30 protein-coding genes, 1 tRNA gene and 1 pseudogene are annotated in these 24,130 nt (G+C 61.4%); 12 read left to right on the forward strand and 20 right to left on the reverse strand.

Annotated features, from left to right (window positions below; genetic code table 11):
- Positions 1 to 132: 132 nt before the first annotated feature.
- Positions 133 to 1,407 (reverse strand): cation:proton antiporter, encoded by a 1,275-nt coding sequence (locus MRBLMC3_RS14405; protein ID WP_363737258.1) that lies wholly within the window; start codon positions 1,405 to 1,407, stop codon positions 133 to 135.
- A gap of 631 nt (positions 1,408 to 2,038) precedes the next feature.
- Between MRBLMC3_RS14405 and MRBLMC3_RS14410 the strand changes: the two are divergent.
- A pseudogene (locus tag MRBLMC3_RS14410) lies at positions 2,039 to 2,422 on the forward strand (tyrosine-type recombinase/integrase); the annotation flags it as partial.
- A 153-nt stretch (positions 2,423 to 2,575) separates the two neighbouring features.
- Here MRBLMC3_RS14410 and MRBLMC3_RS14415 read toward each other — a convergent pair.
- Positions 2,576 to 3,160: a TetR/AcrR family transcriptional regulator gene (locus MRBLMC3_RS14415; RefSeq protein WP_363737257.1), complete on the reverse strand. Its 585-nt coding sequence runs from the start codon at positions 3,158 to 3,160 to the stop codon at positions 2,576 to 2,578.
- A 105-nt stretch (positions 3,161 to 3,265) separates the two neighbouring features.
- Between MRBLMC3_RS14415 and MRBLMC3_RS14420 the strand changes: the two genes are divergently transcribed.
- Positions 3,266 to 4,180: an SDR family oxidoreductase gene (locus MRBLMC3_RS14420; protein ID WP_363829838.1), complete on the forward strand. Its 915-nt coding sequence runs from the start codon at positions 3,266 to 3,268 to the stop codon at positions 4,178 to 4,180.
- A gap of 183 nt (positions 4,181 to 4,363) precedes the next feature.
- Here the strand turns inward: MRBLMC3_RS14420 and MRBLMC3_RS14425 are convergent, their stop codons facing one another.
- Positions 4,364 to 4,642: a hypothetical protein gene (locus tag MRBLMC3_RS14425; RefSeq protein WP_363829841.1), complete on the reverse strand. Its 279-nt coding sequence runs from the start codon at positions 4,640 to 4,642 to the stop codon at positions 4,364 to 4,366.
- Between MRBLMC3_RS14425 and MRBLMC3_RS14430 the strand changes: the two genes are divergently transcribed.
- The 3 genes from MRBLMC3_RS14430 to MRBLMC3_RS14440 all read left to right on the forward strand — a co-directional run bounded on the left by MRBLMC3_RS14430 (position 4,641) and on the right by MRBLMC3_RS14440 (position 7,699).
- On the forward strand, positions 4,641 to 6,392 hold the full coding sequence (locus MRBLMC3_RS14430) for a ParB/RepB/Spo0J family partition protein (protein ID WP_363829844.1): 1,752 nt from the start codon (positions 4,641 to 4,643) through the stop codon (positions 6,390 to 6,392). The genes MRBLMC3_RS14425 and MRBLMC3_RS14430 overlap by 2 nt on opposite strands.
- Before the next feature lie 59 nt (positions 6,393 to 6,451).
- A complete protein-coding gene (locus tag MRBLMC3_RS14435; protein ID WP_363738185.1) occupies positions 6,452 to 6,697 on the forward strand; it encodes a sigma-70 region 4 domain-containing protein in 246 nt (81 codons plus the stop codon).
- 90 nt (positions 6,698 to 6,787) lie between these two features.
- Positions 6,788 to 7,699 (forward strand): HEPN domain-containing protein, encoded by a 912-nt coding sequence (locus MRBLMC3_RS14440; RefSeq protein WP_363829847.1) that lies wholly within the window; start codon positions 6,788 to 6,790, stop codon positions 7,697 to 7,699.
- A gap of 10 nt (positions 7,700 to 7,709) precedes the next feature.
- Here MRBLMC3_RS14440 and MRBLMC3_RS14445 read toward each other — a convergent pair whose 3' ends face one another.
- Positions 7,710 to 8,072 carry a hypothetical protein gene (locus MRBLMC3_RS14445; RefSeq protein ID WP_363829850.1) on the reverse strand — a complete coding sequence of 121 codons (363 nt, stop codon included), beginning with the start codon at positions 8,070 to 8,072 and terminating at the stop codon, positions 7,710 to 7,712.
- 275 nt (positions 8,073 to 8,347) lie between these two features.
- Here MRBLMC3_RS14445 and rlxS point away from each other — a divergent pair, with 275 nt between their 5' ends.
- From rlxS to MRBLMC3_RS14480, 7 genes are all read left to right on the forward strand, one after another.
- Positions 8,348 to 10,411: a relaxase/mobilization nuclease RlxS gene (gene rlxS, locus MRBLMC3_RS14450; protein WP_363829852.1), complete on the forward strand. Its 2,064-nt coding sequence runs from the start codon at positions 8,348 to 8,350 to the stop codon at positions 10,409 to 10,411.
- A gap of 153 nt (positions 10,412 to 10,564) precedes the next feature.
- Positions 10,565 to 10,984 (forward strand): hypothetical protein, encoded by a 420-nt coding sequence (locus MRBLMC3_RS14455; RefSeq protein ID WP_363737250.1) that lies wholly within the window; start codon positions 10,565 to 10,567, stop codon positions 10,982 to 10,984.
- Entirely contained in the window at positions 10,981 to 11,208 is a 228-nt protein-coding gene (locus tag MRBLMC3_RS14460) for a helix-turn-helix domain-containing protein (protein ID WP_363737249.1), read from the forward strand. Before MRBLMC3_RS14455 ends, MRBLMC3_RS14460 begins: the two co-directional genes overlap by 4 nt.
- 365 nt (positions 11,209 to 11,573) lie before the next feature.
- Positions 11,574 to 11,996: a hypothetical protein gene (locus MRBLMC3_RS14465; RefSeq protein WP_363829855.1), complete on the forward strand. Its 423-nt coding sequence runs from the start codon at positions 11,574 to 11,576 to the stop codon at positions 11,994 to 11,996.
- A gap of 300 nt (positions 11,997 to 12,296) precedes the next feature.
- A complete protein-coding gene (locus MRBLMC3_RS14470; protein WP_363829857.1) occupies positions 12,297 to 12,821 on the forward strand; it encodes a DUF4365 domain-containing protein in 525 nt (174 codons plus the stop codon).
- A complete protein-coding gene (locus tag MRBLMC3_RS14475; protein WP_363829860.1) occupies positions 12,818 to 14,023 on the forward strand; it encodes a hypothetical protein in 1,206 nt (401 codons plus the stop codon). Before MRBLMC3_RS14470 ends, MRBLMC3_RS14475 begins: the two co-directional genes overlap by 4 nt.
- Before the next feature lie 39 nt (positions 14,024 to 14,062).
- Positions 14,063 to 14,899 (forward strand): hypothetical protein, encoded by an 837-nt coding sequence (locus MRBLMC3_RS14480; RefSeq protein WP_363829863.1) that lies wholly within the window; start codon positions 14,063 to 14,065, stop codon positions 14,897 to 14,899.
- A gap of 189 nt (positions 14,900 to 15,088) precedes the next feature.
- Here the strand turns inward: MRBLMC3_RS14480 and MRBLMC3_RS14485 are convergent, their stop codons facing one another.
- The 16 genes from MRBLMC3_RS14485 to MRBLMC3_RS14560 all read right to left on the reverse strand — a co-directional run bounded on the left by MRBLMC3_RS14485 (position 15,089) and on the right by MRBLMC3_RS14560 (position 24,030).
- Positions 15,089 to 16,339 (reverse strand): tyrosine-type recombinase/integrase, encoded by a 1,251-nt coding sequence (locus MRBLMC3_RS14485; RefSeq protein ID WP_363829865.1) that lies wholly within the window; start codon positions 16,337 to 16,339, stop codon positions 15,089 to 15,091.
- A 162-nt stretch (positions 16,340 to 16,501) separates the two neighbouring features.
- Positions 16,502 to 16,575: transfer RNA gene (locus MRBLMC3_RS14490), tRNA-Cys, on the reverse strand.
- 86 nt (positions 16,576 to 16,661) lie between these two features.
- Positions 16,662 to 17,729, reverse strand: a complete 1,068-nt coding sequence (locus tag MRBLMC3_RS14495) for a tyrosine-type recombinase/integrase (RefSeq protein WP_363829868.1) — start codon at positions 17,727 to 17,729, stop codon at positions 16,662 to 16,664.
- Positions 17,671 to 17,961: a helix-turn-helix transcriptional regulator gene (locus tag MRBLMC3_RS14500; RefSeq protein ID WP_363829871.1), complete on the reverse strand. Its 291-nt coding sequence runs from the start codon at positions 17,959 to 17,961 to the stop codon at positions 17,671 to 17,673. Before MRBLMC3_RS14500 ends, MRBLMC3_RS14495 begins: the two co-directional genes overlap by 59 nt.
- The gene (locus tag MRBLMC3_RS14505) at positions 17,958 to 18,353 is read right to left on the reverse strand and encodes a hypothetical protein (protein WP_363829874.1); all 396 of its coding nucleotides are present in this window, start codon (positions 18,351 to 18,353) and stop codon (positions 17,958 to 17,960) included. Before MRBLMC3_RS14505 ends, MRBLMC3_RS14500 begins: the two co-directional genes overlap by 4 nt.
- Complete coding sequence (locus MRBLMC3_RS14510; RefSeq protein WP_363829877.1) at positions 18,350 to 18,715, reverse strand: hypothetical protein; 366 nt, start codon at positions 18,713 to 18,715, stop codon at positions 18,350 to 18,352. The genes MRBLMC3_RS14505 and MRBLMC3_RS14510 overlap by 4 nt, the downstream gene beginning before the upstream one ends.
- A complete protein-coding gene (locus MRBLMC3_RS14515; RefSeq protein WP_363829879.1) occupies positions 18,712 to 19,128 on the reverse strand; it encodes a hypothetical protein in 417 nt (138 codons plus the stop codon). The genes MRBLMC3_RS14510 and MRBLMC3_RS14515 overlap by 4 nt, the downstream gene beginning before the upstream one ends.
- Positions 19,125 to 20,267 (reverse strand): phage Gp37/Gp68 family protein, encoded by a 1,143-nt coding sequence (locus MRBLMC3_RS14520; RefSeq protein ID WP_363829882.1) that lies wholly within the window; start codon positions 20,265 to 20,267, stop codon positions 19,125 to 19,127. The genes MRBLMC3_RS14515 and MRBLMC3_RS14520 overlap by 4 nt, the downstream gene beginning before the upstream one ends.
- Positions 20,260 to 20,679, reverse strand: a complete 420-nt coding sequence (locus tag MRBLMC3_RS14525; protein ID WP_363829884.1) for a hypothetical protein — start codon at positions 20,677 to 20,679, stop codon at positions 20,260 to 20,262. Before MRBLMC3_RS14525 ends, MRBLMC3_RS14520 begins: the two co-directional genes overlap by 8 nt.
- Entirely contained in the window at positions 20,672 to 20,953 is a 282-nt protein-coding gene (locus tag MRBLMC3_RS14530) for a DUF4326 domain-containing protein (protein WP_363829886.1), read from the reverse strand. Before MRBLMC3_RS14530 ends, MRBLMC3_RS14525 begins: the two co-directional genes overlap by 8 nt.
- A complete protein-coding gene (locus tag MRBLMC3_RS14535; RefSeq protein ID WP_363829889.1) occupies positions 20,946 to 21,092 on the reverse strand; it encodes a hypothetical protein in 147 nt (48 codons plus the stop codon). The genes MRBLMC3_RS14530 and MRBLMC3_RS14535 overlap by 8 nt, the downstream gene beginning before the upstream one ends.
- Positions 21,089 to 22,642, reverse strand: coding sequence for a hypothetical protein (locus MRBLMC3_RS14540; protein WP_363829890.1), 1,554 nt, complete (start codon positions 22,640 to 22,642; stop codon positions 21,089 to 21,091). The genes MRBLMC3_RS14535 and MRBLMC3_RS14540 overlap by 4 nt, the downstream gene beginning before the upstream one ends.
- Before the next feature lie 74 nt (positions 22,643 to 22,716).
- The gene (locus tag MRBLMC3_RS14545; RefSeq protein ID WP_363829893.1) at positions 22,717 to 22,872 is read right to left on the reverse strand and encodes a hypothetical protein; all 156 of its coding nucleotides are present in this window, start codon (positions 22,870 to 22,872) and stop codon (positions 22,717 to 22,719) included.
- Positions 22,869 to 23,420 carry a hypothetical protein gene (locus MRBLMC3_RS14550; protein ID WP_363829896.1) on the reverse strand — a complete coding sequence of 184 codons (552 nt, stop codon included), beginning with the start codon at positions 23,418 to 23,420 and terminating at the stop codon, positions 22,869 to 22,871. The genes MRBLMC3_RS14545 and MRBLMC3_RS14550 overlap by 4 nt, the downstream gene beginning before the upstream one ends.
- Complete coding sequence (locus MRBLMC3_RS14555; protein ID WP_363829898.1) at positions 23,417 to 23,590, reverse strand: hypothetical protein; 174 nt, start codon at positions 23,588 to 23,590, stop codon at positions 23,417 to 23,419. Before MRBLMC3_RS14555 ends, MRBLMC3_RS14550 begins: the two co-directional genes overlap by 4 nt.
- Positions 23,587 to 24,030: a hypothetical protein gene (locus MRBLMC3_RS14560; protein WP_363829900.1), complete on the reverse strand. Its 444-nt coding sequence runs from the start codon at positions 24,028 to 24,030 to the stop codon at positions 23,587 to 23,589. The genes MRBLMC3_RS14555 and MRBLMC3_RS14560 overlap by 4 nt, the downstream gene beginning before the upstream one ends.
- Between the last annotated feature and the right edge of the window lie 100 nt (positions 24,031 to 24,130).

Below are 24,130 nucleotides of genomic sequence, written 5' to 3' on the forward strand. Positions count from 1 at the left end.
CCTCAAAAGTAGGATTGAAGGCGTCTAGAAAACTAGGGGCTATTCAGCATGTAACGGTGAGGCCACCTAACGACTTGTTTGGAAGAAGCCCCTTCCAGCAATGCCAGAATGTCCTCGGAGAAGCTTGCTTCCTCACATTGAGGGTGGCCTTCCAGCATCGGCCTTCGGCCGCGCCTGCCATTTATCAAGGAACTGCAAGGCCGGAGTGACGGTGATGCCATGCAGCAGGATCGAAACAAGCACCGTCAAGGCGACGATGCTCCAAAGCTTCGCCGGGTCAGGGAAATCAGCCTGATTGAGGGCGAAGGCGAGATAATAGATCGTGCCCATTCCTCTAATTCCAAAGAAAGAGATCACGACTTTTTCCCGCCAGGGTATCTGCGATCCGCTGAGGCTGATGAAGCCGGCGAGCGGACGCGCGACAAGAATGGTGAGGGAAGTGAACACAATGATCCGGGCGTCCAGCTTTGCCAGTAAGCCGGCATGCATGACCATGCCGCCGAACAGGACGAGCAACAGCATCATGAGCAGGCGTTCGGTTTCCTCCGCGAACGCATGCAGCCGATGCTGATAGCTGTGGTCACGGCTGGCATGACGAAGGCCGAGCGCTGCGACGAACACAGCAAGAAAGCCGTACCCACCGGCCAGTTGCGTTAATCCGTAAGCAACCAGCGCGGCGCCCAGGGCGACGAAACCGTCGCCGGTGCGCGACAGCTTGGCCACATTGGGAAGGTGGAAGGTCAAATGGCCAAGCACCCTGCCAATGCCATAACCCATGCAGAGCCCGACCAGAAGTTTCCAGATCAGGTCGATCAGCAGCCAGCGCCCGAACGCCTCGGTCCCGAACGACAGGCCTGTCATGGCGATCGCCAGATTGACGAAGGGGAAGGCCAACCCGTCATTCAGTCCCGCTTCGGATGTGAGCGCGAAGCGGGCTTCCCCTTCCTCCCCCTCTCCGGGTGCTCCAACCTGAACGTCGCTGGCCAGCACGGGGTCGGTCGGCGCGAGACTTGATCCTATCAACACTGCCGCGGCAATTCCCAGCCCCAGAAGGGACGAGGCGAGCGCCGCGACCAGCAGGATCGTGATCGGCATCGCAATTGCAAGAAGACGCCAGGTGAGTGCCCAGCGATGAAGCCCGATAAGCCGGTCAATCTTCAGGCCGGCGCCCATCAGTGAAACCACCACGACCAGCTCGCTCAGGCGTTCGACAGCGATCGGGTGTTGTAGCGGATGAACGGCAAAGGGGTGCAACGCTGGCAGCATGAACAAGGCTGCGCCGGCCCCGACACAGAAGATTGGCAGCGAGAGCGGCATTTTCCGCATGATCATCGGAACCCAGGCCGTCATCAATATGATCGCACCGAGGCCCGCCAGTATCTGGATGTAAAGAGCGGCGTTGGGCATGGGCCTTCCTGCACCCCTTCAGAGCGGTACCACGCTCACGCGAACGCCCATGTCGAGGAAATCGTCCGGAGCGACAGTGAAGCCGGTGGCGCGCAGTGCATCCTCAATCACCTTGCGCACGCCGGTCGCGACTGTGGGTCGGACATTGATGCGCTCTTCATGACAGGGGGTGACGGAGCCTGCGTGGATGCAAGCGACGGGACAAGCGCCCGCGTTGCCAGCGGTGTCTTGATCTCACGGTCCCGCTCAACAGCGTCCTTGGTCAAACCCCAGAAGCCGTGGGTACGCTGAAATGTCGCTCGGGCTTGATCGTCGATCAGGGTCACGCGGCGACCAAACTGGGCCTGCACCTCCACCGCCTATTTCTCGCAATAGCCGAAGCCGGGATCGCGATGCACAACGATAGGCGCGGCCGCGCTGGCTGCGGTCGAAAACGGCATCAATGCAGCAGCAATCAGGTGACGTTTCATGCTTCGAGACCTCCTCGCATGCTTCTCTATACGCGCATGAGTACGCGAAACCTCAATCTATCTTGGCGCTCCGATAGGTTTGAATTTTGGTCGGGACCATTGGGAGATATCCGTGACGTCTCCCTACGGAATGCCCATAGTTTTAGCCGAGCGTTTTTTGCGCGGCCATCAAAGGTCGTAGGAGACGTGCGATGGTGCAATTCGAGATCATGTCCGAGGCACGCAAGAGCCTCAAAGCATGGCTTGATCGGCGCGGCGGGACGATACGCCACTTCGTATTCCCAAGCGGGATCGACCTCGGTCATTTGAGCACACGTCAATATGCGCGCCTCGTCGATGAATGGGTCTCGACGATCGGCCTCGACAGACGCGAGTATGGCACACACTCGATCCGACGGACCAAGGCGGCGCTGATCTACAAAGCCACAGGCAATCTTCGCGCCGTGCAAATCCTGCTCGGCCATACCAACATCGAAAATACAGTCAGATATCTCGGCGTAGATGTCGATGATGCTCTGACGCTGTCCGAACGGACCGAAATTTGAAAATTCCGGCTTCCTGATATCTCTGGGAAGCCGGTCCACCCCTATGAACGACCGGCAGGTATCAACGAGCGAATCTGCCCCCGCGAACGACAGCTTTGTCGGCGGCAGCAGCCGCCGAGCAGGAAGACTTCGGTTGTAGAATTCGAAGTAAAATTAGGGCGCGATTTCGTTGTCCAACGCTTCAAAAGCCTCGCGGAGCACCGCCTCGATTGGACGTTGTCCGCCCTCGTTGTGAAATATTTCCGTTGAAAGCCGGATGGCGCCGATGGCCATCATTGCGACGAGCCGCAGTGCCATCTCACTCGGCTGATCTGGCCAGCGCTCTCGCAGCGCCGCGAGCAGTGTTTGCTCGTGTTGCACATAGCTTGCCTGCTTTCGCGCCTGAACCGCTTCGCTAGAGCGCATGAGCCTGTCGATAACGATCATGTCGTCCGTCGGTACTGACGCGCTAACCACCACCACTGCCTCGCGGATCGCATCGAGTGGTCGCATGGTGTCTGGCGCACGCCGGATTGCGTCCGCGATCATCGCGCCCATGCCGCTCTGCAAAGACAGGAGGATGTCGTCCTTCGACTTGAAATAATAGAAGAACGTCCGCCGAGAGATTCCGGCCGCGACCGCGATCTCGTCGATGGTGGTCGTCTCGTAACCCTTGGCGACGAAAAGCGCGATTCCCGCATCGGTTATCCGCTGCAGGGTCTCGCGGCGCTTGCGCTCCCGCAATCCGTCGGTGGACATTTGAGAGGTTGCGCTCGGCACAATAAGCATTGCCTCTTGAAAATTACACTCAGTGCGATATTTGTCTTTTTACACTAAGTGCGCTTTTTTGAAAAGGCTCCTCCCGTGACGACATGGACCGTATCCGACATTCCCTCCCAGCGCGGCCGATCTGCGGTCATTACGGGAACAGGAGGCCTAGGCTTCGAGGATGCGCTGGCCTTGGCAAGTGCTGGTTGCGACGTCATCATCGCAGGCCGTAGCCAAGAAAAAGGGGCTGCAGCGATCGCATCGATCCGATCCCAGGTCCCACATGCCCATGTGCGCTTCGAGCAGCTTGATCTCGCCAGTCTGAAGTCCATTGCAGCATTTGGAGAGAGGCTGCGAAATCAGCAAGCGAGCCTCGACCTCCTGATCAATAATGCCGGTGTCATGGTGCCTCCACAGCGCCGGGAGACAGAAGACGGGTTCGAGTTGCAGCTTGGGACCAATTATCTCGGCCATTTCGCGCTCACAGGCCAACTCCTGCCGCTCCTGAGAGCCAGCGATGGCGCCCGGGTCATTACACTGTCGAGCGTCGCAGCACGGAGCGGCTCGATCGATTTTGACGATCTGAATGCGGACAAGCACTACAAGCCCATGCCGATCTACAGCCAGTCGAAGCTGGCCTGCCTCATGTTCGCGCTGGAACTACAGCGCCGCAGCGAGGCAAATGGATGGGGACTCTCCAGCATTGGCGCACATCCGGGTATCGCGCGAACCGATCTGCTTCACAATGCACCAGGACGCTGGAGCGCGATGGGCCTGACGCGATCGCTGCTATGGTTCCTGTTCCAACCCGCGTCTCGGGGCGCACTCCCGACGCTCTTCGCCGCAACATCCCCCGACGCGGAACCGGGAGCCTATTATGGTCCGGACGGGTTGAGTGAAACGCGAGGCTTCCCAGCTCGGGCGAACATACCTTCAAGGGCTTTGGATGAAGTGGCGGCCACACGCCTGTGGACTGTCTCGGAACAACTCATCGGCATGACGATCGTATAGCTGAATGTAGGACCGCTATCGGGCTGCGCAATTCGGGCCACGAACGTCGGGGATCAGGGCGATCGCAGTCGGACCGAAATTTGAAAAGAGATGATCGGCGTTTCGCGCCGCTGGCGCGATCCTGCTCTATTCCGCTTCGCTCCACCGAGCCGCCCTTGGCGTCTCGTCCCATGCGGGTAACGATCAGTAACGCATGAGGGCCGGTGCTACGCACCGCCCCGGCGGTCGCCGCGCCTGCGGTGCGACAGCGTTGGCCTTGGCGGCGTCGATCTGGCGGGTGGGCGTCGCTTGCCCTTTAGGCCCGCCGCGCCGGGCCGCAACTCCGGCTTCACCGGAGTCCTCCACCTGCGTTCCGGTCCTGCGGATGCAGCCCGGCTCTGCCGGCGGGCCTGCCGGTCCGCTCCTGCCGCCCACCCGCCATTCCGGCGCCGGTTGCTGCGGTTTGAAGGAGTGAAGGATCATGGAACTCAAGCATATCGACATCGCAAAGCTCGCCGTCTCTGCCGTCAACATGCGCGGCAAGGGCAAGGCGGACCTGTCCAATATCCTCCCGTCCGTCAGGGCGCGGGGCGTGTTGGTGCCGCTGATCGTGAGGGTGAATGGCAGTCCGGACACCTATGAGATCGTGGCAGGCAAGCGGCGCTATCAGGCGGCGCTGGCCGTGGCGCAAGAAAGCGGCGAAGCCGATCCGCTGCCCTGCGCGGTGATCGAGGCAGGGGACGATGCGGCAGCGCTGGAAGCCTCGCTGATCGAGAATATCGCCCGGCTCGATCCTGATGAAATGACCCAGTGCGAGACCTTCACGCGATTGATGCGCGAGGGACGGAGCGTCGAGGAACTGTCGCTGACCTTCGGGCTTACCACGTTGCAGGTGAAACGGACCCTAGCCCTGGGCAATCTGCTGCCCCGCATCCGCAATCTCTATCGATCCGGGAAGATCGACACGGTAACCGTGCGGCATCTGACCCTTGCCTCCAAATCCCAGCAGCGCGACTGGCTGGCCCTGCTCGATGACGAGAGCGCCTATGTGCCGACGGGATCGGCGTTGAAGGCGTGGCTGTTCGGAGGGGTGTCGATCCCGGTCAAGGCGGCGCTGTTCGATGTGGAGAGCTATGACGGTGGGATTGTTGCCGACCTGTTCGGGGAGGAGCGCTATTTCGCGGATGTCGCTGCCTTCTGGCAGGCCCAGAATGCGGCGATAGAGGCGCGGGTCGAGCAATATCGGGATGCCGGGTGGCACGATGTCGTCCTTCTCCCGCAGGGCGAACCCTTCCATGGCTGGGAATATGAGCGCTGCCCCAAGCGCAAGGGCGGCAAGGTCTATGTCGTCACCAGCCATAGGGGCGATGTCACTTTCCATGAGGGTTATCTCACATCGAAGGAGGCCCGCAAGCTTGCCAAGCAGGGTGAGAGCGAGGACATCACCAACAAGCCCTCACGGCCCGAAGTGACGAGCAGCCAGCAGGATTATATCGACCTGCATCGCCATGCTGCCGTCCGGGCGCGGATGATCGGTCAGCCTGGCCTGTGCCTGCGTGTAGCGGTGGCGCATATGATCGCAGGATCGCCGCTCTGGACGATCCGAACCGAACCGCAGCGCGCCGCCGATGCGATTGCCGAGAGCGTCGAGAACAGCCCATCCGAGGCGCAGTTCGATGCCGAGCGGCGCAGGCTGCTGGCGGTACTGGACTTCGATCCCGATACCCCAACCATCACGGGTGGCAGCGATGGGCTGACCAGCCTCTATGCCAAGCTCTGCACCTTGGACGATGCCACCGTCATGGCCATTCTCTCAGTGGCGATGGGCGAGACATTGGATGCCAGGTGCGATCTTGTCGATGCGCTGGGCGTCCAACTCGCTATCGACATGGCGCAGGTCTGGCAGGCCGACGATGCCTTGCTCGATAGTCTGCGCGACCGTGTGGTGATCGACGCCATGCTGGCCGAGGTGGCGGGCAAGGATATTGCCGAGGCCAATGCGAAGGAGACCGGCAAGACCAAGCGGCAGATCATCCGCGACTGTCTTGCGGGCACCAACGGGCGCGCCAAGGTCGAGGGCTGGGTGCCGCGCTGGCTGTATTTTCCTCCCAGCAGCTACACGCAGCGGGGTGGCGTTGGCAGCGTCAGCCGGACAGCCAGGGCCGCCGAGGCCATGGCCTTATCCACCGATACCGTGGACGCCGAACCCGCGCCCCTGTCGCTGGCTGCATGACCTGCCCTGACCGGCGGTCTTTCAGGCCGCCGGTCCTTCCTTTGAACGGGAGACATGTCATGACCGACACCCCCGATCCTGATCGGCTGGAACGTCTGGAGGCGGCCCTGCTGACGATGCCGCGCCTGCGCCGCGAGATATTCCTCGCCGTCCGGCTCGACGCCATGACCTATGAGGAGGTCGCCAGAATAACCGGCCTTTCCGTCCGGGCCGTCGAGCGGCAGATGGGCCGCGCCATCGCCCATATCGGTTACCATCTGCGCCATGGAGAAGCATCGCCACCGCGCCGATGGTGGCGCAAATGATTGCGAGGCGGAGAGATTTCATGCCGTCAACCTCGTCGCTGCTACGCGGCGAGGTTGGCGGATTTGCGATAGCAGGTTAGGACTAGGGCCATGAAGACCAGCCTCGACCATCTGCCCGAAGGCAAGCGGCGCGAACTGGCGCATGTGGTCGAGACCGTGCGCGAGGGCTTTGCCCGTGCCACCGCGCAGCGCACCCAGCCGCGCTATCGTAACGGCAGGCTGCTCAAGATCATCCTGTTCGGCAGCTATGCGCGGGGCGATTGGGTCGAAGACCCGGTGGGCCGCTATTTCTCCGATTATGACCTGCTGATCGTCGTCAATCATGACGATCTGACCGACATTGCGGAGTTTTGGGAGAAGACCGAGGCGCAGCTTCTCGCCGACCTGTCGGCGGGCACAATCCTGCGCACGCCGGTCAGCCTGATCTATCACAGCCTCGACGATGTGAACGAGAAGCTGCGGCTGGGTCGCTATTTCTTCATGGACATATTGCGCGACGGCATCGCCCTGTTCGAGGAGCCGGGCCACCCCTTTGTCGAACCACAACCGCTATCGCCGGAGCAGGCGCTCAAGGAGACGCAGGACTATTTCGACGAGTGGTTTGAAAGCGCTGAAACTTTCCTGAAAACGAGTCAGCTCGTGAAGGAAATGGATCGTCCGAAGGAAGCGGCGTTTCTCCTGCATCAGGCGACCGAGCGCTTCTATCATTGCCTGTTTCTCGTCCGCACTTTGTACAGCCCCAAGAGCCATAATCTGAACCGGCTGCGCGATCTGGCCGAGGAACTGGAGCCGTCGCTCAAAACCGTTTGGCCCCGCGAGACCCGTTTTGAGAAGCGCTGCTATTCCCTGCTGCGAGATGCCTATATCAAGGCCCGCTATTCACGCGCCTATCGCATCACCGAAGAGGAATTGGACTGGATCGCGCAGCGGGTGTCGCTGCTGCAAAATCTTGTCCGCGAAGCTTGCGAAAGCCGCATCGAAACCCTCGCCAAGGCTGCCTGAGCGCAGCGCGTCACGCCGCCTCCCTGGCTTCTATATCCAGCACCAATTGCCGCCCGTCATCATGCGGTTTGGCATGGATCGGACACAGCGTCTTGCTGCCACAGGCGAGCGTCATCCATTCGACTTTCCATTCAATCTGCGCCTGGTCGTGACGTCCATCACGCACGATCCTGACAATGGCCGCACCCTCCGCCGCGAGCGTGAAATGGCAGCGCCCGCTGCCAATATCATGATGGCCGCGCAGCAATGTCCCATCGGAAAAGGCGAAGGAAAAGCCGTCTGTCACCGCGCTGGCAGGCAGGTCGAATATGGTCTCGACCTCGCCGCTCAGCCTCAGCCTGCCGCCGTCCATTGCCTCGATCTGCACGCCCATGCCTGGCCCTTCCCTGAGAATCGCTATGGGCCTGAGAATAGAACATATAGGGAACATAAGGAAGGGGTGCCGGGTTAGGAGATCGCAGCAAGATAAAGGCCGGCACGCTTCGTCGCATCTGCCCGGCCAAGCCTTTGTCTGCACATCCTTTTTGCTGGAGACGGCCTATCTCCCGATAGCCAGAAAACCGGCACTGTCTGCTCGCAAAGCCGCAGCAAAGCGTGACTTTCGCGCGAGATACTTGAGGTCCTGGGGCCTTTCTCGCCATATCCTCGATGATGGCACAGGATGACGATAGCTTCGAGCCCCGCGTCGGGCGTTCGCGGCGCAAGGGCGCCCGCCCGCCGCGTGCGGCTCGGCTGCGCTCGCAGATTCTGAAGCAGGTTGCCCGGCGCGGCGGCAACCCGCGCCGCCTGGGGCTTGATGGGTCGGCTTCTGGCCCTCGCTCCGGCCGCTTCAATGCACGGGGTCGCGGCGCGCGGATCGCGGCCGCCGTGCCACGCGGTTCGGGCTGGTCCTTTGACCGGGGCAGCGGCATGCGGGTGCGGCCCCGGCGGGTGACGGTGAAAGCGCGGGTGGTGAAGCTCGCCGGCAAGGTCGGCGCTGTGGGGACGCATCTGCGCTATCTGCAACGCGATGGCGTCAGCCGCGATGGTGAGCCGGGGCGCTTCTATTCGACGTTCGCGGATGAGGCCGATTCTAGGGCCTTTGCGGAACGGGGTCTGGACGACCGTCATCAGTTCCGCCTGATCGTCGCGCCGGAGGACGGCCCGGCCTTCGATACGCTGCGCGATTTTACCCGCGATCTGATGGCGAAGATGGAAGAGGATCTGGGCACGACCCTCGACTGGGTGGCGGTCGATCATTTCGACACGGGACACCCCCATAGCCATATCCTGATCCGGGGCGTCACCGAGGACGGCAAGACCCTGAACATAGCCGGCGACTATATCGCCCATGCCATCCGCTATCGGGCATCGGAAATCATGACCCGGTCCCTGGGTCCGCAGAGCGAGATCGAGGTGCGCCAGCAGCTCGAACGCGAGGTCGATGCCGAACGGCTGACCCGGCTCGACCGGATGATGCTGTCACAGGCACAGGACCATGTCATCGACCTGCGCCACATGGAGGGCCCGCAGGGCATCGATGCGGGCCAGCAGCAACTGCTCGTCGCCAGGGCGCGGGTGCTGGAGCGGATGGAACTGGCGGAGCCCGCCGGACCGCTCTCCTGGTCGCTGGCGCCGCATATGGAAAAGACGCTCGCCGACATGGGGATGCGGGGCGACATCATCCGCCTCATGCATCGGGAGATGACGCGGGAGAAGGAAGCGCCCCGGATCGATGCCCACCGCTATGTCGTGCATGGCATCGATCAGGCGCCGGAACAGATCACGGGGCCCATCATTGGCAAGGTCATGAAACGGGGCGCCGCCGATGACGATCATGAGCGCCGCTATCTCATGGTCGACGGCATCGACGGACGCAGCCATTATGTCGATGTCGGGACCAGCGCCGAGCCGACGCCGGTCGGCGGCATGGTGAGCCTGACACCCAGGCAGACAGAACCGCGCGCCGTCGACCGTACCGTCGCCCAGATCGCCGGCGCCCATGCCGGGCATTACAGCCTGGGCATTCACCTCAACCATGATCCCGATGCCAGCGAGGCTTTTGTCGAGACCCATGTGCGGCGGCTGGAGGCTATCCGCAAGGCGACCGGCAAGCCCGAGCGCGAGCCCAATGGCACATGGAAGATGGGTCCCGATCATCTCGATACCGTGCGCGCCTATGAGCAGCGCAAGGCTCGCGCCGAGCCGGTGAAGGTGGAGATGCTGTCGGCCGCACCGATCCTCGAGCAGACAGGCGTTCAGGCTGCCACCTGGCTGGACAAGGAACTGACGGCGACGGACAAGACCGCCATTGCCAGCAGCGGCTATGGTCAGGAGGTGCGCAAGGCGCTGGCCCTGCGCCAGCAATGGCTGGTCGATCAGCAACTGGCCGAACGGCAGGGGGAAGAGGTGATCTACCGCCGCAATCTGTTGCGCATTCTCAGAGAGCGCGAGGTGCGGGCCGTAGCCAACCAACTCTCGAAGGAAATGGGCCTGCCCTTTGCCGAGACGGTGCCGGGTGAGCGTGTGGAGGGGACACTCAGGCGTCGGGTCGATATGACCTCCGGGCGGTTCGCGCTGATCGAGCGCAGCCATGAATTCACGCTCGTCCCTTGGCGCGACGAGCTGGACCGCCATGTGGGCAAGCAGCTTTCCGGGCTGATGCGCGAGGACCGGCCGATCAGCTGGACCATCGGCCGGGGCCGCGGCGGTCCGACAATCGGCGGCATGTGAGTCCGATCCGGGCCGATCTGGGCCGATCTGCACCATCCCCAAACAGAGGCCGAACGGCCATAATCGTCCATGGCAGCGGATCGCTCCTGTGTCCCCCCTTGCGCTAAGCTGGTCCGCTGCCACCGGACATCATCATGAGCAGGCCGACGCCCGATGAAAACCTACAAGACCCGGCACCAACTGTTCCTGCCCGAGGAGATGAGCAGGCGGCTCGAGCATCTGGCGAAAAGTTCGGGCCGGGCGCGGTCGGAGATATTGGTCGAGGCACTCGACGCCTGGTTCAACCGGCGGCAGGCGCCGAAGAGCGACGAAGCCATTGGCATTCGCCTTACCAGGATCGACCGCAACACCGACTGGCTGCGGCGCAACCAGGCTCTGGTCTGGGAGGTACTGGCGCGGATGGTCCGGCATCAGCTCGTCACCGGGGCCATGAACCCGGTTAGCGAAGCCGCACAGGCCGCAGGCGCCAAGCTGTTTGCGCAACTGATCGACGAGATTGCCGATCGGTTCGCGGGCAAGGCGCCGCCAGCCACCGACGATCCCATCATCCAAAAGCTGAGGAGTTTGCAATGAGCCGTGAACATCGACCGTTCAAGAATATCGACCTGCCGTCTCAGGACAGGATCGAGCCGATCACGGTGCGCATTCCCGATGCCTGCCGGATGCTGGGGATCAGGCGCAGCAAATTCTATGAACTCATTGCCGAGGGCGAGATCAGGACGCTCAAGCTTGGAAGCGCGACACTGGTCCCAGTCGAGGGGATCAAGGCATTGGTACGGCGCCTGGAAGATCGTTGATCTGATAGAAAGCGGTTCGACAGCAACGCGCCACTATCGGTCATTCGAACTGAGCGGCCTCATTCCCAAAACACGACACTCGTTCGGTGCCACTTCTTGCTGGTCCCTGGAGTACGAGATATATTTTTGCGAAATGTGATTCCGCGCACACCGTCAGTCCGTTAAGGCCAACAGCCCACCTATGAGGTCGAATGCCGATATACCGGTACTTTTCTGAAGAACGCTTTGCGAACGCATTCATAACTGGCGGCCAGATGCGGTTTGGGTCACTCGCCTCGTATCGGGCATACGAAGATGGCGGCGTCAGAGGTGATCCTAGGGACGGGGCGTTGCACTACGCTCCGCCCGAAGGGCTGGAAATCACAATGGTGAAAGACGGTCGTAAGCTGACCGGCGTGAGCTTCACCACCGCCGCTCAAAACATGTTTGTTTACTGCGTTAGTAATGAGCCATCCGACCGCTGCGTCAAAGAGCTCGGTCCTTTCTGCGTCGAGATCAGTGATTCGAACGAGATTGTCGCACGACTAAAAGCGCGTGCGTGTCGCCACTCAAAGCTGGATTATGCGCAGACTTCATTCGGGTCTGTAGAATACCGACCGCTAGACGCAATACCCGGGGTGGATTGGGCATTCCCCGAACGGGTTGTGCTGATGAAGCCGCCCGAGTATGACTGGCAAAATGAATCTCGATTTGTGCTACCGTCGAAGCCCGAGACTCAATCTGCCGACCTTTTCGTAATGATCGAAATTGGCAGTCTTGAGCATCTGACGAAGCTATACCGCTACTAACGCTGTGGATCACCATCGCTTTTGCACGCCAATGTCGTCAATCAGTGGCGCAATAGCCAAGCATCAAAGCGGTCGGTGATTCATCGACCATGTGGCAATCTGGAGCGCCCATAAAACGGACCTTTTTGAAATTTTGAGTTGGCAGCGGCGCCCCGCTGTTTGAAGGGGCGCGACCATCATCCAATCAGTCCTTTTCAGTACCACCTTGCCTGCGCGCGCCTACAATTGTTTGACATGTCGAAAGCTAGAGCTATCCAGCAAAAGAAACGGGCCGCGCGATGCAGGGGTGGGGAGCGTTAGGTGCCGATAACTATAGAACACACCAAGGAAAACCTTTGCGCCGCGCACGTCTACGCCATTTGCGCATCGGCAGGAGTGTTACTGGGTAAAGCCCACGTCCACGACTACGGCGTGGATGGCAGCTTCAACACCGTTATCCATCGCGGCACCAGGCGCGTCGTTTCCGGCTTTGGCCTCGACTTTCAGGCGAAATCGACGGTTAATTGGGAGATTAAAGACGACGAGGTCATCTATGATCTTGAGTCCAAAACCTACAACGACATCGTTTCGAGAACGCCAGCTGAAACGACGCTTATTCTCGTGCTCCTCTGTCTCCCCAAGGATGCCACTCACTGGCACTCCGTAACGAACGAACTTACGATCCTGCGCAATTGCTGCTTCTATCACACATTCCAAGGCCCAGTGGTCGGCAACGAGGACTCCACTAAGCGCATCAAAATCCCTTTGGATCAGCTTTTGACGCCGGATAGCCTCATCGATCTGCTGGCAGCGGAGAAGTCGCGGCGAGAGGAGCAAGCGGCATGATGGATTTTCGCGATACTGGTCCCGGTGCAGTTCCGTTGGACATGCTCCGGCGATACCTTGTGGCGACGGGCTGGCATGTGCGTGCGTCGTCCACAGTCTTGGCCTCATCGGAAAAGTCTACTGCCCATGCGCTCTTGCGAAGCCGAACCGGAGGGAACCGGAACTTTGAGGTTTTCGTCTCAGGATCACCGGATTTGAGAGGGATCGAGCTGGTTGTACCAAACAGCATCAGTTCCTCGGAATATGCTTCACAGGTATCTCGGGTTATAGACGCCCTCTCAGCTATTGAGGACCGGGCCGAGTTAGACGTTGCGCGCTCCATACGGGAGGTCGCGTTCGACGTACTGCGGTCTCGCATCCCTGATGCATTGGTGGTCGATGACTCAATCCGTTTAGAAATGGCGCAGAGCTTTGTGCTTGGCATCCGTGGTGTTCTGGCAGCTACGGCGCACACCGAGCTAGACCCCCTGCCCTACTACCTGCGGACAAAAAAGGAGGCGTCAGATTACGCCAATCGGTGCCGGTTTGGCCACACTTTCAGGGGCAGTTTCGGCTTCACCGTAGAATCACCCATCGAACCGTCAATTCAATCCACCTTACCTGGAATCGACCCCGCACCGCCTTTCGAGCGTAGGGTAATCCAGCGCCTAGTGCGCGGCCTTGAAGCGGTCTCGGTAGCTGTCTCGACCGACAGTACCGATCCGATCACGGACACCACCAAGACTGGCTTTAGTGCGAACGTGTGCGAACAGTTGGCTGCCTTGGTCGACGGCACATCGCCGAGCGGCATCGTTTTCGATTTCTCCTTTAGTCCCGAATGGAAGGACGTACGGGCAATCCACGTCGGTCCCGAGCATTTTATGGTTGGCCCGCGTCAGGTCGAAGCCGTGCGAGAAGCTGCAAAGGTGCTGCGCTCCCGTGTTTCATCATGGGATGAGACAGTATTTGGCCGGGTCATCCGGCTTGCCTCCCAAGCCGACCCATCGGACCTTCTGGATATGATGGGGGACCGAGAGGTTGCGATCCTGTGGTCCAGCGAAGCGACCGGTGACATAACGGTCCGCGCCTCTCTTAACCCCGCAGAGTACCTCCAAGCCGTTGAGGCGCACGCAGCTGGGCGCGCGGTCGAGGTTAGTGGAACCTTGGAGCGGCGTGGGCGCAGGTGGGTCTTGCTCAATCCCATTAATTTTCAGGTGCATTAGGGGCTACGCTCAGACCTGCGCGCACTAGAAAGCTAGCCGATGATCGTATCACAGCAGTTTCGTTTGCTAAGCCAAGAAGGCCACCTTGCCAGCCGAGCCTTTCTGACGGGCTTCCAGGATATGGCATCGGTTGATTACGATCGCCCCGGCACCGTATATTCCGCACTGTTCCAGCTTTCCATAGCGCTAGAACGGCTGATGAAGATCGTCATCATACTGGACCACATGGCGCGGCACGATTTTAGCACTCCATCAGATAGAGACCTTCGCAGCTTCGGGCACTCAATCACCACGCTCTATACGGCAGTCGAGAAGGTAGGCCACCGCGTGGGCGTGGTCGACGGCTGGTTCCAGGCACCAGCCTTCCAAACTGAAATGCTTGGCGCGCTTTCGGAGTTCGCCAAGGGGGCTAGGTATTTCAACATCGATCAGTTGGTGAGCGGCGCTGCAAACATTGACCCTCTGACCCGATGGTTCGGTGTTCATATGAAGGTTGCAGAGGCCTCGCTGAGCCATAAGAAGCGAGAAAGCATCATGACCCGCTCCCGTGCCCACTGCGAAGCCCTTGGGCTATTTGGATGGGAAATGGGGCCAAAGGGTCAGTATGACCTCACGATTGACGTCACGTATCAGCTAGAGCTCGCCAGGGTGACCCGAGGGCACGTCGTCTGGACCGTGATTGAAATTCTAGAGCCGATGTACCGCGTCATATGGGCACTGGAAGATGCCCTGCATGGGGCAGAGCTGGCTAAAGGTATGACCATCGCTGTCGTACCTCATATGACAGAATTCTTCCCGTTCGGCATGACCGACCGCGCAACCGCGATCCGTCGTAAGCAATGGACATCGCTATTTTATATCGGTGGCAGGATCTGAGTGCGGCAGGGGTACGGAGGGGCCGTGGGGCGAACACAAAAAAGCAAGGTTATTGAGATTATCGCATACTGTCCTGCGGTTGTTAATCGACACCGCGTGAATGCAGCTATCCGCGCGACCCAGCTCCGAAGCGGACATTCGCCTATCGGCCAGTTGCGGCCGCTATGCCATCGATTCCTCAATGGCAAATTATGATCCGCTATGCCCGAATTTCGGTCGCAAAACGGTAGCGCCGTCCCGTAGCTGGTCGAGATAATCTGACCAGTGCTGCATCATTCGGACCCGCTCTTCCCAATATTGCCCGCGCGCGTAGGCGCGGCGGATCGAATTTCCGTCTGCGTGAGCGAGCTGGCGTTCGATGGCGTCAGGGTTCCAGATACCCATCTCATTGAGGAGCGTCGCCGCCATAGCGCGGAAGCCGTGGCCGGTCATTTGATCCTTGGAATAGCCAAGCCGTCTTAGGGCAGCGTTGATCGTATTGTTCGACATCGGTCGATCAAGCGCCCGCAACGAAGGAAACAGAAAATCGCTGTACGCAGCGTCGTGGTCGATCTCGCTTATGATGGCGAGCGCCTGCCGTGACAGGGGGACGGCGTGCGGGCGGCGCATCTTCATTTTGAAGTCTGGGATCGTCCATACGCCCTTTTCAAAATCGAACTCCTTCCATTCAGCCCATCGCAATTCACCAGGACGAACAAAAAGGTGCGGAAGGAGGCGGAGGGCAATTCGGGTGAGGGGGCTGCCTTCGTAATCCTCAACGGCTCTCAGCAATGCGGTGGCTTCACCGGCCGTCGTGATCGCGGCGCGATGTTGTTCACGCGGCGTGATGAGTGCGCCCCGTAGGTCCACGGCGATGTCACGCTGAGCGCGGGCGGTGGCGATCGCGTAGCGGAATACCTGGCTGCAGGTGCTGCGAATGCGGTTGGCTGTATTGTAGCGTTTCGTGGCCTCCTCCTTTTTCAGGACCAAGAGGAGCTCATGCGCTGAAATCTCGGTAATAGGGCGGCGACCGATCGCGGCGTAGGTTTTGCCCAGTAGCCATCTTGCTTTTTTAAGGGTGAGCGGCGCGGCGCCCTCTTTTTCGATCTTGTCCAGCCATTCCTCCGCAATTGTCTCGAAGGTGTTGGTTGCAGCCAATGACTTGGCGATCTTGTCCAGCTTCGCCTGCTCGGCCGGATCGACTCGCTTCGCCAGCTTCCGTCGCGCCTCGAGAAGCATTTCCCGCGCCTCGCTCAGCATGATTTCTGGCCAGCGGCCAAACGACAGGGTGCGCTGCTGTCCGTTGAAGCGATAGTTCATGCGCCAGTACCGGACACCGGTCGGCTTTACGAGGAGGTAAAGGCCATCACGATCGGAGAGCTTGTACGGCTTCTCCTTGGGCCTAGCGTTTTTCACCGCATTTGCGGTGAGGCCTGTTCTGCGACTGCTGCCTTCTGCCATGATGGACCTCCCAAGCGGTGCTCGGCGGGCGGTCCATCAACTGTACCCTCATTGTACTCGGAAGAGGATGGAGCCGGCCGGATTTGCCTGGCAAGTCTAGCACAAAAAACGGCAGAAATCAGCCATTTATCGGACGTCTGCGGACGTCTCTGGAAGCTGAAATGGAGGCCCGAGCCGGAATCGAACCGGCGTATACGGATTTGCAGTCCGCTGCGTCACCACTCCGCCATCGGGCCTCGATCGCAGTTTTGCGTGGGTTTGGCGCTCCTAGACGGGAAAAGTTCGCAGTGCAATCCCGGAAAGTTCGCACTGCCCCGATTTCTTACGCCTGCAACTTCTCCATCGCGGCCTTCGCGCGGAGTCGCTGGGTGGCGTATTTCAGCGCCATCTTGAAGGTGTTGTGGCCGAGGATCGACTGGATTTCAGCGACCGTGCAACCGGCCTCTTCCATGCGGCTGGCGGCGGCGTAGCGCAGTCCGTGCAGCGACCGATCGGCCGGCATGTCGGGCGTCGCCTGCACCGCCCGGTATAGCGCCGCGCCGAAGGCGTTCGGGTTCCAGACCTCGGCCGGATGATCCTGCGTCGCGGCGGTGCGGATGCAGATCAACGCGCCCTCCCGCTTCTTCTTTTCCGCGACCAGGTGCGTCTTCAGTTTCGGGTGGCAGGGGATGTCCAGCAGCGCCCCCGTCTTCGACTGGCGCACGCGGATGATGTCGCCCTGGAAATTGGTCCAGCTCATCGTCAGGATGTCCTGCTTGCGCTGGCCGGTGTAGAGCGCGAGCAGCACCGGGGTGACCATGCGATCGGGGCAGTGCTTCAGGAATAGGTCGATTTCCTCGTCGCTCCAGACCGTGATTTCCTTCTCGCCGCCCTGGGCCTTCAGCCGCTTGATCTTGGCGGCCGGGTTCATTCCCTCCGGCACCAGATCCTCCTCCTCGGCCCATGTGTAAAGGCGGCTCACCATCTGCTTGACCTTGTGGGCCTTGCGCGCGGTCTCGGCATAGTCGTCGCGGACGGCCTTCACCATCTTGCGGGTGATGTAGAGAAAGGGCTGCTCGCCCAGCTCCTCTTCCAGCAGCCGGAGCGTTGCGCTGTAATCATTCCGAGTCGTGACCGCGAGCGCCTTGAACTCGGCGCTGCGCTCATATTTGCGAATCAGCCAGTTGAACGAGCTGCGCGGCGGCGATCGGTCGGACGCGAGCGCGTCCTCCTGCGCCATCAGCGCCTGATAATGTTCGAAGAACTCCCTGCTGCCGGGTGCGCCGTTGATCTTCGTGTCGCGGCCGCCGCGTCGAAAGCGCCAATATCTGCCCTTGGCCAGATAGGTATATTCAAGGTTGAGCTCTGCCACGTTTTTCGGCGCGCCTTCGGAAAAATGCGTCTTCGACATGGGCAGCTTCTTCCTTGCGGTCGGATTCTTCAAGGGGCTGGTCGTCGAGCCTGTCGGCCCAGCGATCGAGGTCGCGGATATCGTAAAGCACGGCGCGCCCCAAATGCTTGGGTTTGGGGCCGTGATCGCGGAGCGTCGACTTGCCGATCGACAGATATTCGCAGGCCTCCGGTTCCTTCAGCAGCCGGGGCCACCGCGCCCGGACAGCGCGAATCGGGGTCATGTCCGTCACGATGAAGCCTGGTTACAGGAGCAGGCGCGGAGGGCGGCGGCGGTCAGGGCGAGGGCTGGCGTGGCGGAGCAACCAAACTGGTTGCTGTCTATCTTTCCAGGTTTCCAAACTTCCGCTGCACCACGTCCTACGCCTACTGATCCGTGCCAGCCTTCCGGCACCAGCGTCACCGCCGCGTCGATCGATGCCGTGAACGCCCGCAGCGGCTGCACATAGCCGTCCATGTCCGCTGGCCCGAGCCGACTGTAATATGGCTGGCCCTTGGCTGTCAGCTTGTCGAAGCGCGCTTGGCGTTCGCCGGGATAGATGGCGTCCCAGATTTCGCAGTCGAGCGCATAGGATGGCCCCTTCGCCCGCTCAATTCGCTCTGCAAGGTCGATGAGGTTGCTCATGCCGCCTTCCTCCTGCGGCTCCAGCGCAGCGCCTGATTCTGCACGGCCGGGATCAGCTCATAGTGCGATTCCTCGATGCAGAGCGTCCGCTCGCAGCGGTGGTCGAGGTTCATGCCTTCCGGCACGCGCGGCGTCGGGATGATGCCCGTTACCCAAGCCACCGCGACATGAACGCGTACGGCGTTGAAGCCGGGGATCCAGATCGAGCCATAGGGCCCGCCGTTCGGCCGCTTCCCGCCCTTCGACTGCGCGCCTGTCCACAGGCGGCAAGGCTTTTCCAGTCCGTTGCGCGAGCCGATCAGCACGCGCTGTCTTTCCGCAAGGCGGGCGGCGATGACGATGCGGAGGCAAGCCGGGATCATGCCGCCAACGCCTTCTCCCGGCCGTCGGGCAGGGGATGGATCATCGTGTAGAGCAGCGGGTATTCCAGCGCCCATGCGATGTGCATCAAGGCTTTCAGCTTCGCCAGGTCTTCCGGCCTCGTGCTGCCCGCGAGCACCACCAGCATGCGCTGCAACGTCGCGCGGGCGTTGCGGGCCATCGTCTCGCGCTCGGCTTTGGACCAGTCTCGCGGCTCGCGCCGATCGCCAGACCAGCGGCGGAAATAGTGGACGATGTTCGACCATAGCGCATCGTCCTGATCCGCCTTTTCCTTCGACACCTTTCCCGCCTCGACCGCAGCGCGTGAAGCTTGGGCCCGGCGCGCCCGTTCATCCTGCGCGGCGCGCTGGAGGGTGGCGGGGGCGATCGGATCGGAGTTGAGATAGCGGCTCATGTCGGCATCCCGTCGTGCTGGATGCCGTCGAGCAAGCGGCCAGCCTTGCCCTTGCCGACCGCCATCATCTGCATGGCACCGGTGCCGTGCAGGAACGCGCCATCCTCCAGGAAGTGATGCTGCGACCCGTCATCGTGAAGGATGTGGGAATCGACCTTGCAACGACGGGATGCCTCTGGATGGCGGGCTGGCGCCGGGTGATAGCAACTGTCGATCAGATCTTCGCTCATCGCACAAACTGGAATCCAGCTACCCCATTGCTTGAAGAAGAACGGCACATCTGCCTGTGCGCAGTCATCGCGTAGCGTGCGAGTCCACGCCGGGTGCATAGGCCGCGCGTCGGGTCCGCTCTCACCGCCGGCGACGACCCAATCGATCTTGCGGGTGAGCGTGCCGTCTCCGCCGGCACGACGGCAGCCTGGGTCATAGCCGAACAGTCTGCTGCAATTGCAATCGCCCCAACATTCGGGATCCAGCACGGTTGAGCCGCCATCGGCGATGTCGGTCAAATAGATCGGGCCGAGCAGCGGCTCACAGGATAGCCAGCGCACGGCGGCTGGCGTCGCGAGCAGGTCCGGAATGCGTGTCAACGCGCGGGCCTGGTCTTCAACTGAGACGCCCAGCCAGACGTTGGGAAGCGGCCACCAAGAAGCGCCCGGCCGGACATGGTCCAGCGGCACCGTAATTACGCGCTCACCCCGATGCCGCCGCATCGAGATGATCGTATCTGCGATACGTCCGCATGCACGCTCCATGTAGGCGCGCATTCGTTCGGCACGCTTCGTCAGCACCTGGTGAATGTGCTGCGGCGTCATGGCCATGACGGCGAAACAGCGGTCGATCCATTCATCGGGCACGGCCGGATGGAACATATCGCCGTGGGCATTCCAGAATATCCGGCGCGGCTTTGCCCAGCGAAGCGGCTGGAGCAGTTGGTCCTCGTTCAACCGGACCTCGCCGTTCCAGACCGGCCCGGCCTTGCTGTCGATGGTCAGGCCGGCGCGGGAGGGATGATGCTTCAGCCGTGTTCCGGCGAGCCGCATCGCATAGCAGTTGGTGCAGCCCGGCGACAGGACGGAGCAGCCGTTGATGGCGTTCACCGTGGCGTCGGTCCACTCGATCCTGGTGCGGTCAGCCATTGGCGCGCTCCCGAATGTGCTGGGCCACCGCACGCAGCGTGTCCGGTTCCAGATGGAAGAAGCTGAGCTTGCCCCGGCAGGCGACCAGTGGCAGCGGAAAGGCGTCGCGCAGGACGAAGCCATAGCGGCCGAAGAACCAGCGCGAATCCATTTCCGTCACGCAATCGACGATGCGGGCCATTCCCACGACGCCGCCGCGTGGCATGGCGGCTTCGGCTGGATCGTCCATGTCCAGCTCGCTCTTCGACACGCCGGCATGAATGATGAACCAGCCCCGTCCTCTGGTCGACCAGTCCCGGTTCTCGACATCCTTGCCGTCATGGAAAATGTGATGGGGGTATGGCTGCTTGATGGACAGCGCCTTGATCTCGCCGCGCTCGACGCGGTCCGCGAGTTGGAGGAGGTCAACCATTGGCGATCTCCAGCAGCACGTCGGCGTGGCAGGGCTCGCCTGGCCGGCACCAGCAGGCGAGGTTCTTGCCCCGTAGTTCCCTGCTCGCCATTTCGCGCAGGGCGGGGCTGGCCAGGAGGTGCAGGCGAAAGGATGCGACGGCCATGGGCGCTGTGCGGGTGGTGTCGACAGGGTAGGGATTGCCCCACTTGGTCGATCGGTCGACCTTCACGGTGTCGGGGGGCATCTTCCAGCCCTTGGTGCGGGAAAGCTGGATGCGCTGCGGCTTATCCATGGGTGGCCTCCTCTACCGGCGCGCCGCAGTCTGCGCGGTTGCCGGGGATTGAGGGGAGCTTGCCGAAGTCGACCACGCTGAACAGCATCAGCACGGCAACGGCGACCAGCGCGGCGAAAAAGGCGGATGCGCGCGTCATTGCCGCTCTCCCGCTTGATGCTCGCCGCTGGCAATAGGCAGGGCTGATCCAGTTGGCTTTGCCGCTTGCTTGGCGCGGATCGCTTCAACCTTCGTCCAGATGCGGGCCAGTTCGCGTTCGGCCTCCTCGACAATGTCCAGCCCAACCGGATTGCACAGGGCCGCCAGCGTGACCATGACGCCACCGACTTCCTGCCCGCGCGCGCCAACGGGGCGGCTGAACACGTAATCGACCAGCGCATGGGCGCGCTCGGCATTGAACCCGGGCATAGTCTGCGCCAGTTCCAACGCCTCTTCGGTGAAGCGGTCGGCCCGCTCCAGAAGATCACCGGCTATCTCCGCCCCGAAGCAGGCCAGCATCCATTGCTGAACGCCCGCTTGGAAGTCGTCAGGCTCGCTCGCAACTATCCGCTGCGTCTCTGTCGGCTGTGGGGTGGCGTAGAGGGGGATCGGGTGCGCATCGGAGGGCGTCGGCCAGATGAAGCCTTCACGACCATCCTTGAGCGCCATCAATGACCCGCTTCCGGTATATGCCACCGCCTCCCCCGCTGCTTGCTGGGCTGACAGGGCTGCGTCCCTCGCCGCTTGAAACGCCGACACAATAATCTCGGCCTTATCGGCGCACTGGCCCAATTCTCTGATCAGGCAGAATGCGTCATTGTGCGCTGGAGATCGGGAAGCCCATTCCTCTCCGCCTTCCTCACCCCCTTGCTGGGCTGTGGGTTCGGGTTGCGTGAGGGCGAAGTAGACAGCGGCAGCGCGGCGAAAGTCGTTCTTGGTCAGTTCGGCATAGCCGCCCTGCAATTTGTTCTGCCGGTGCACCACATCGCCATCCCGCTTGTCGGTGCGTTCAACATGCTCTGCGATGCGCGCAAACGGCTCCAAAGCCTCCCTCATCCTCGTTTCTGCTGCGGCTGGCTGGGATGTGGGGGTGGAGAGCAGTGCCGCACGGGCGCGGCGAAGATTGCCAACTGTTAGGCAATGCTCTGCGTCGATGCTTTCGTGATCTTCGTAGACCAAGCCGTCATTCTTGTGCTCATCCCACCCTAGCGCCTCTTTGGCAAACGGCGCTAACGCCTCCCGGAGCGTCGCATCGGACGAAAGAAATGAGGTGGATCGCAAGGCAACGCAGGCGCGGGCTTGCCGGTATGCAAGGTCGCTGATCCCATGGCCGGGGTTGGCCTCGTCTTGGATCGCCCTCGCCAGCCGCTCAAGTCCCTCCCCCTTGTCGGTCGCTGCTTGCTGGGGGAGAGTGGAAAGGGCTGCACGGGCAATAAGTTCGCACTCGTAGAGAGCATTGCGGGCAGCAGCCTCAACCTCATCGTCGGGAACGCCCGACAGGTCATTCTTGCCAGCTATCCGCTCCAGCGCATCGCATAATCCCTGGTCCTGAACTGCCGGACACGTGGCGTGCGGGGTCCATGCGATAACGGCCTCCGCTTCCGTGGAGAATGACCGGAACAAGTCAGTCGGAACAGCATACATCGGGCAGCTATCCGCATGATCGAACGTGACATACCATGGATAACCGGGGTCATCGTCCCGCCGCATGACGGCGCGGCCAGCGCACCACGGGCAGGGTTTCAGCGCAGGCTCTTGAAGCCCTTCATGGGGGTGGGTCATGGTTATCCAATCCTCTTGAAGCCATCAGCTGTCAGTCGCTCGAACCCGCGCGCCGTCATCTCGACGTCGCCTACATTCTTGACGGTACGGGCCTCTCCGGCCGGCGTGCGCCAGGCGGGGCGGAAGCGGGCGGCGGTGCTGCGGGGCGCGGCGGTCATGCGGCACCTTTGAGGGCGTCAAGGACAATGGCCCAAAGGTCGGCGGGCGAGACCTGAAACCGGTCGAATGATTGATCGAATTCAACGCCGTGACTGATCAGGGAGGAGGCGTGAATGTCACCCTCTCTGACCTTGCTCATGAGGGTGACCACGATCCCCTCATTGGGCGTGGAATGATAGGCGAGCTTTGGCATGAAGTAGACGCCGCCCGCCGGGATCACTTCCATGTCGCCGCCCTCGACCTGCACGCGCTCGGCCACATAGGACAGGCGGCCGCCCTTCTCGCTGCGCGGCCCGTCATGGCTGATGCGATCGTGCGAACCGCGATCAAATGCATAGACATCGAAGCGCCGGTTCACCTGTTGCCCGATCAGTACACGGCTGACGAAGCTGAAGCGGTGGTTGTGGATCGAGGAATGGAAATAGCAACTGCGTCGCGGCAGATCGGGGTGCCAGACATGCAGGCGCTGGTTTGCCGGCAGCTTCACCTGAATGAAGCCCAGCCCATGCAGGCTGATCTGCTCGGCGGTCGGGGTAAAATCCTTCATCGTCCGCGCCTCCCGTCCACCGGCTGCCCCTCGCGGAAGCGCTGGCCCGGCATCGGCTCGCCCGACAGGGCGGAGATGATGTGATCATGATATTCGGCCAGCATCCCGCAGATGAGGGCGAGGGCGAACCATGCGGTGCCGAAGATCAGCACGACCGCGCCCGGCGTCATGCCGCCGCTTCCTTCGGTGCATAGAGGGCGAGGCAGAAGCCGCTGCGGATCCCGTTGCGATGAAGCTGTCGGCCCTTTGTCGCCTGAAAGCCGCAGGCGCGCAGGCGGCGGTCCAGTGCGGCTTTGTCGATCGTCGGCTCGCTCTGGTAGACCGCGCGGTACCAGGCGAGGAAGTCGGCCCAGATATCATCCATCACGGCGAAGGCCGAGCTGCTGACGCAGGCGATGCGCGAGGATGCCCACAGGTCGACGGCATCTTCGGGCGAGGACCATGGCGTGAGCTGGTCAAGCGCCACGGTCGCGGTCACCACCTTGCGCCGTTCGGCCTGGCCGATCACCAGGCGCGTGCCGTTGGGGTTGATGCGCTGGATGCGCACCTTCGTGCCGCGAAAGACGGCATAGCTGCCGACGTGTGGGAATTCGGTTGGTGTCTGAAGCATGGCGCAAACTCCGTCATATATGACGCATGAGATATACCGTCATAAATGACGGGTCAAGCGTCACAGATGACGGGATGATTGCCATAGGCTTCGGAGTTAC

It is taken from the genome of Sphingobium sp. LMC3-1-1.1 (assembly GCF_040676285.1).
Lineage (GTDB): Bacteria > Pseudomonadota > Alphaproteobacteria > Sphingomonadales > Sphingomonadaceae > Sphingobium.

What these genes read in the sequence shown, in the direction of transcription:
- MRBLMC3_RS14405 (WP_363737258.1), bottom strand. Translation starts at nt 1,407, where the DNA reads ATGCCCAACGCCGCTCTTTACATCCAGATACTGGCGGGCCTCGGTGCG.
- MRBLMC3_RS14415 (WP_363737257.1), bottom strand. Translation starts at nt 3,160, where the DNA reads ATGTCCACCGACGGATTGCGGGAGCGCAAGCGCCGCGAGACCCTGCAG.
- MRBLMC3_RS14430 (WP_363829844.1), top strand. Translation starts at nt 4,641, where the DNA reads ATGGAACTCAAGCATATCGACATCGCAAAGCTCGCCGTCTCTGCCGTC.
- MRBLMC3_RS14425 (WP_363829841.1), bottom strand. Translation starts at nt 4,642, where the DNA reads ATGATCCTTCACTCCTTCAAACCGCAGCAACCGGCGCCGGAATGGCGG.
- MRBLMC3_RS14435 (WP_363738185.1), top strand. Translation starts at nt 6,452, where the DNA reads ATGACCGACACCCCCGATCCTGATCGGCTGGAACGTCTGGAGGCGGCC.
- MRBLMC3_RS14440 (WP_363829847.1), top strand. Translation starts at nt 6,788, where the DNA reads ATGAAGACCAGCCTCGACCATCTGCCCGAAGGCAAGCGGCGCGAACTG.
- MRBLMC3_RS14445 (WP_363829850.1), bottom strand. Translation starts at nt 8,072, where the DNA reads ATGGGCGTGCAGATCGAGGCAATGGACGGCGGCAGGCTGAGGCTGAGC.
- rlxS (WP_363829852.1), top strand. Translation starts at nt 8,348, where the DNA reads ATGATGGCACAGGATGACGATAGCTTCGAGCCCCGCGTCGGGCGTTCG.
- MRBLMC3_RS14455 (WP_363737250.1), top strand. Translation starts at nt 10,565, where the DNA reads ATGAAAACCTACAAGACCCGGCACCAACTGTTCCTGCCCGAGGAGATG.
- MRBLMC3_RS14460 (WP_363737249.1), top strand. Translation starts at nt 10,981, where the DNA reads ATGAGCCGTGAACATCGACCGTTCAAGAATATCGACCTGCCGTCTCAG.
- MRBLMC3_RS14465 (WP_363829855.1), top strand. Translation starts at nt 11,574, where the DNA reads ATGGTGAAAGACGGTCGTAAGCTGACCGGCGTGAGCTTCACCACCGCC.
- MRBLMC3_RS14475 (WP_363829860.1), top strand. Translation starts at nt 12,818, where the DNA reads ATGATGGATTTTCGCGATACTGGTCCCGGTGCAGTTCCGTTGGACATG.
- MRBLMC3_RS14480 (WP_363829863.1), top strand. Translation starts at nt 14,063, where the DNA reads ATGATCGTATCACAGCAGTTTCGTTTGCTAAGCCAAGAAGGCCACCTT.
- MRBLMC3_RS14485 (WP_363829865.1), bottom strand. Translation starts at nt 16,339, where the DNA reads ATGGCAGAAGGCAGCAGTCGCAGAACAGGCCTCACCGCAAATGCGGTG.
- MRBLMC3_RS14495 (WP_363829868.1), bottom strand. Translation starts at nt 17,729, where the DNA reads ATGTCGAAGACGCATTTTTCCGAAGGCGCGCCGAAAAACGTGGCAGAG.
- MRBLMC3_RS14505 (WP_363829874.1), bottom strand. Translation starts at nt 18,353, where the DNA reads ATGAGCAACCTCATCGACCTTGCAGAGCGAATTGAGCGGGCGAAGGGG.
- MRBLMC3_RS14510 (WP_363829877.1), bottom strand. Translation starts at nt 18,715, where the DNA reads ATGATCCCGGCTTGCCTCCGCATCGTCATCGCCGCCCGCCTTGCGGAA.
- MRBLMC3_RS14515 (WP_363829879.1), bottom strand. Translation starts at nt 19,128, where the DNA reads ATGAGCCGCTATCTCAACTCCGATCCGATCGCCCCCGCCACCCTCCAG.
- MRBLMC3_RS14520 (WP_363829882.1), bottom strand. Translation starts at nt 20,267, where the DNA reads ATGGCTGACCGCACCAGGATCGAGTGGACCGACGCCACGGTGAACGCC.
- MRBLMC3_RS14525 (WP_363829884.1), bottom strand. Translation starts at nt 20,679, where the DNA reads ATGGTTGACCTCCTCCAACTCGCGGACCGCGTCGAGCGCGGCGAGATC.
- MRBLMC3_RS14530 (WP_363829886.1), bottom strand. Translation starts at nt 20,953, where the DNA reads ATGGATAAGCCGCAGCGCATCCAGCTTTCCCGCACCAAGGGCTGGAAG.
- MRBLMC3_RS14535 (WP_363829889.1), bottom strand. Translation starts at nt 21,092, where the DNA reads ATGACGCGCGCATCCGCCTTTTTCGCCGCGCTGGTCGCCGTTGCCGTG.
- MRBLMC3_RS14540 (WP_363829890.1), bottom strand. Translation starts at nt 22,642, where the DNA reads ATGCGGCGGGACGATGACCCCGGTTATCCATGGTATGTCACGTTCGAT.
- MRBLMC3_RS14545 (WP_363829893.1), bottom strand. Translation starts at nt 22,872, where the DNA reads ATGACCGCCGCGCCCCGCAGCACCGCCGCCCGCTTCCGCCCCGCCTGG.
- MRBLMC3_RS14550 (WP_363829896.1), bottom strand. Translation starts at nt 23,420, where the DNA reads ATGAAGGATTTTACCCCGACCGCCGAGCAGATCAGCCTGCATGGGCTG.
- MRBLMC3_RS14555 (WP_363829898.1), bottom strand. Translation starts at nt 23,590, where the DNA reads ATGACGCCGGGCGCGGTCGTGCTGATCTTCGGCACCGCATGGTTCGCC.
- MRBLMC3_RS14560 (WP_363829900.1), bottom strand. Translation starts at nt 24,030, where the DNA reads ATGCTTCAGACACCAACCGAATTCCCACACGTCGGCAGCTATGCCGTC.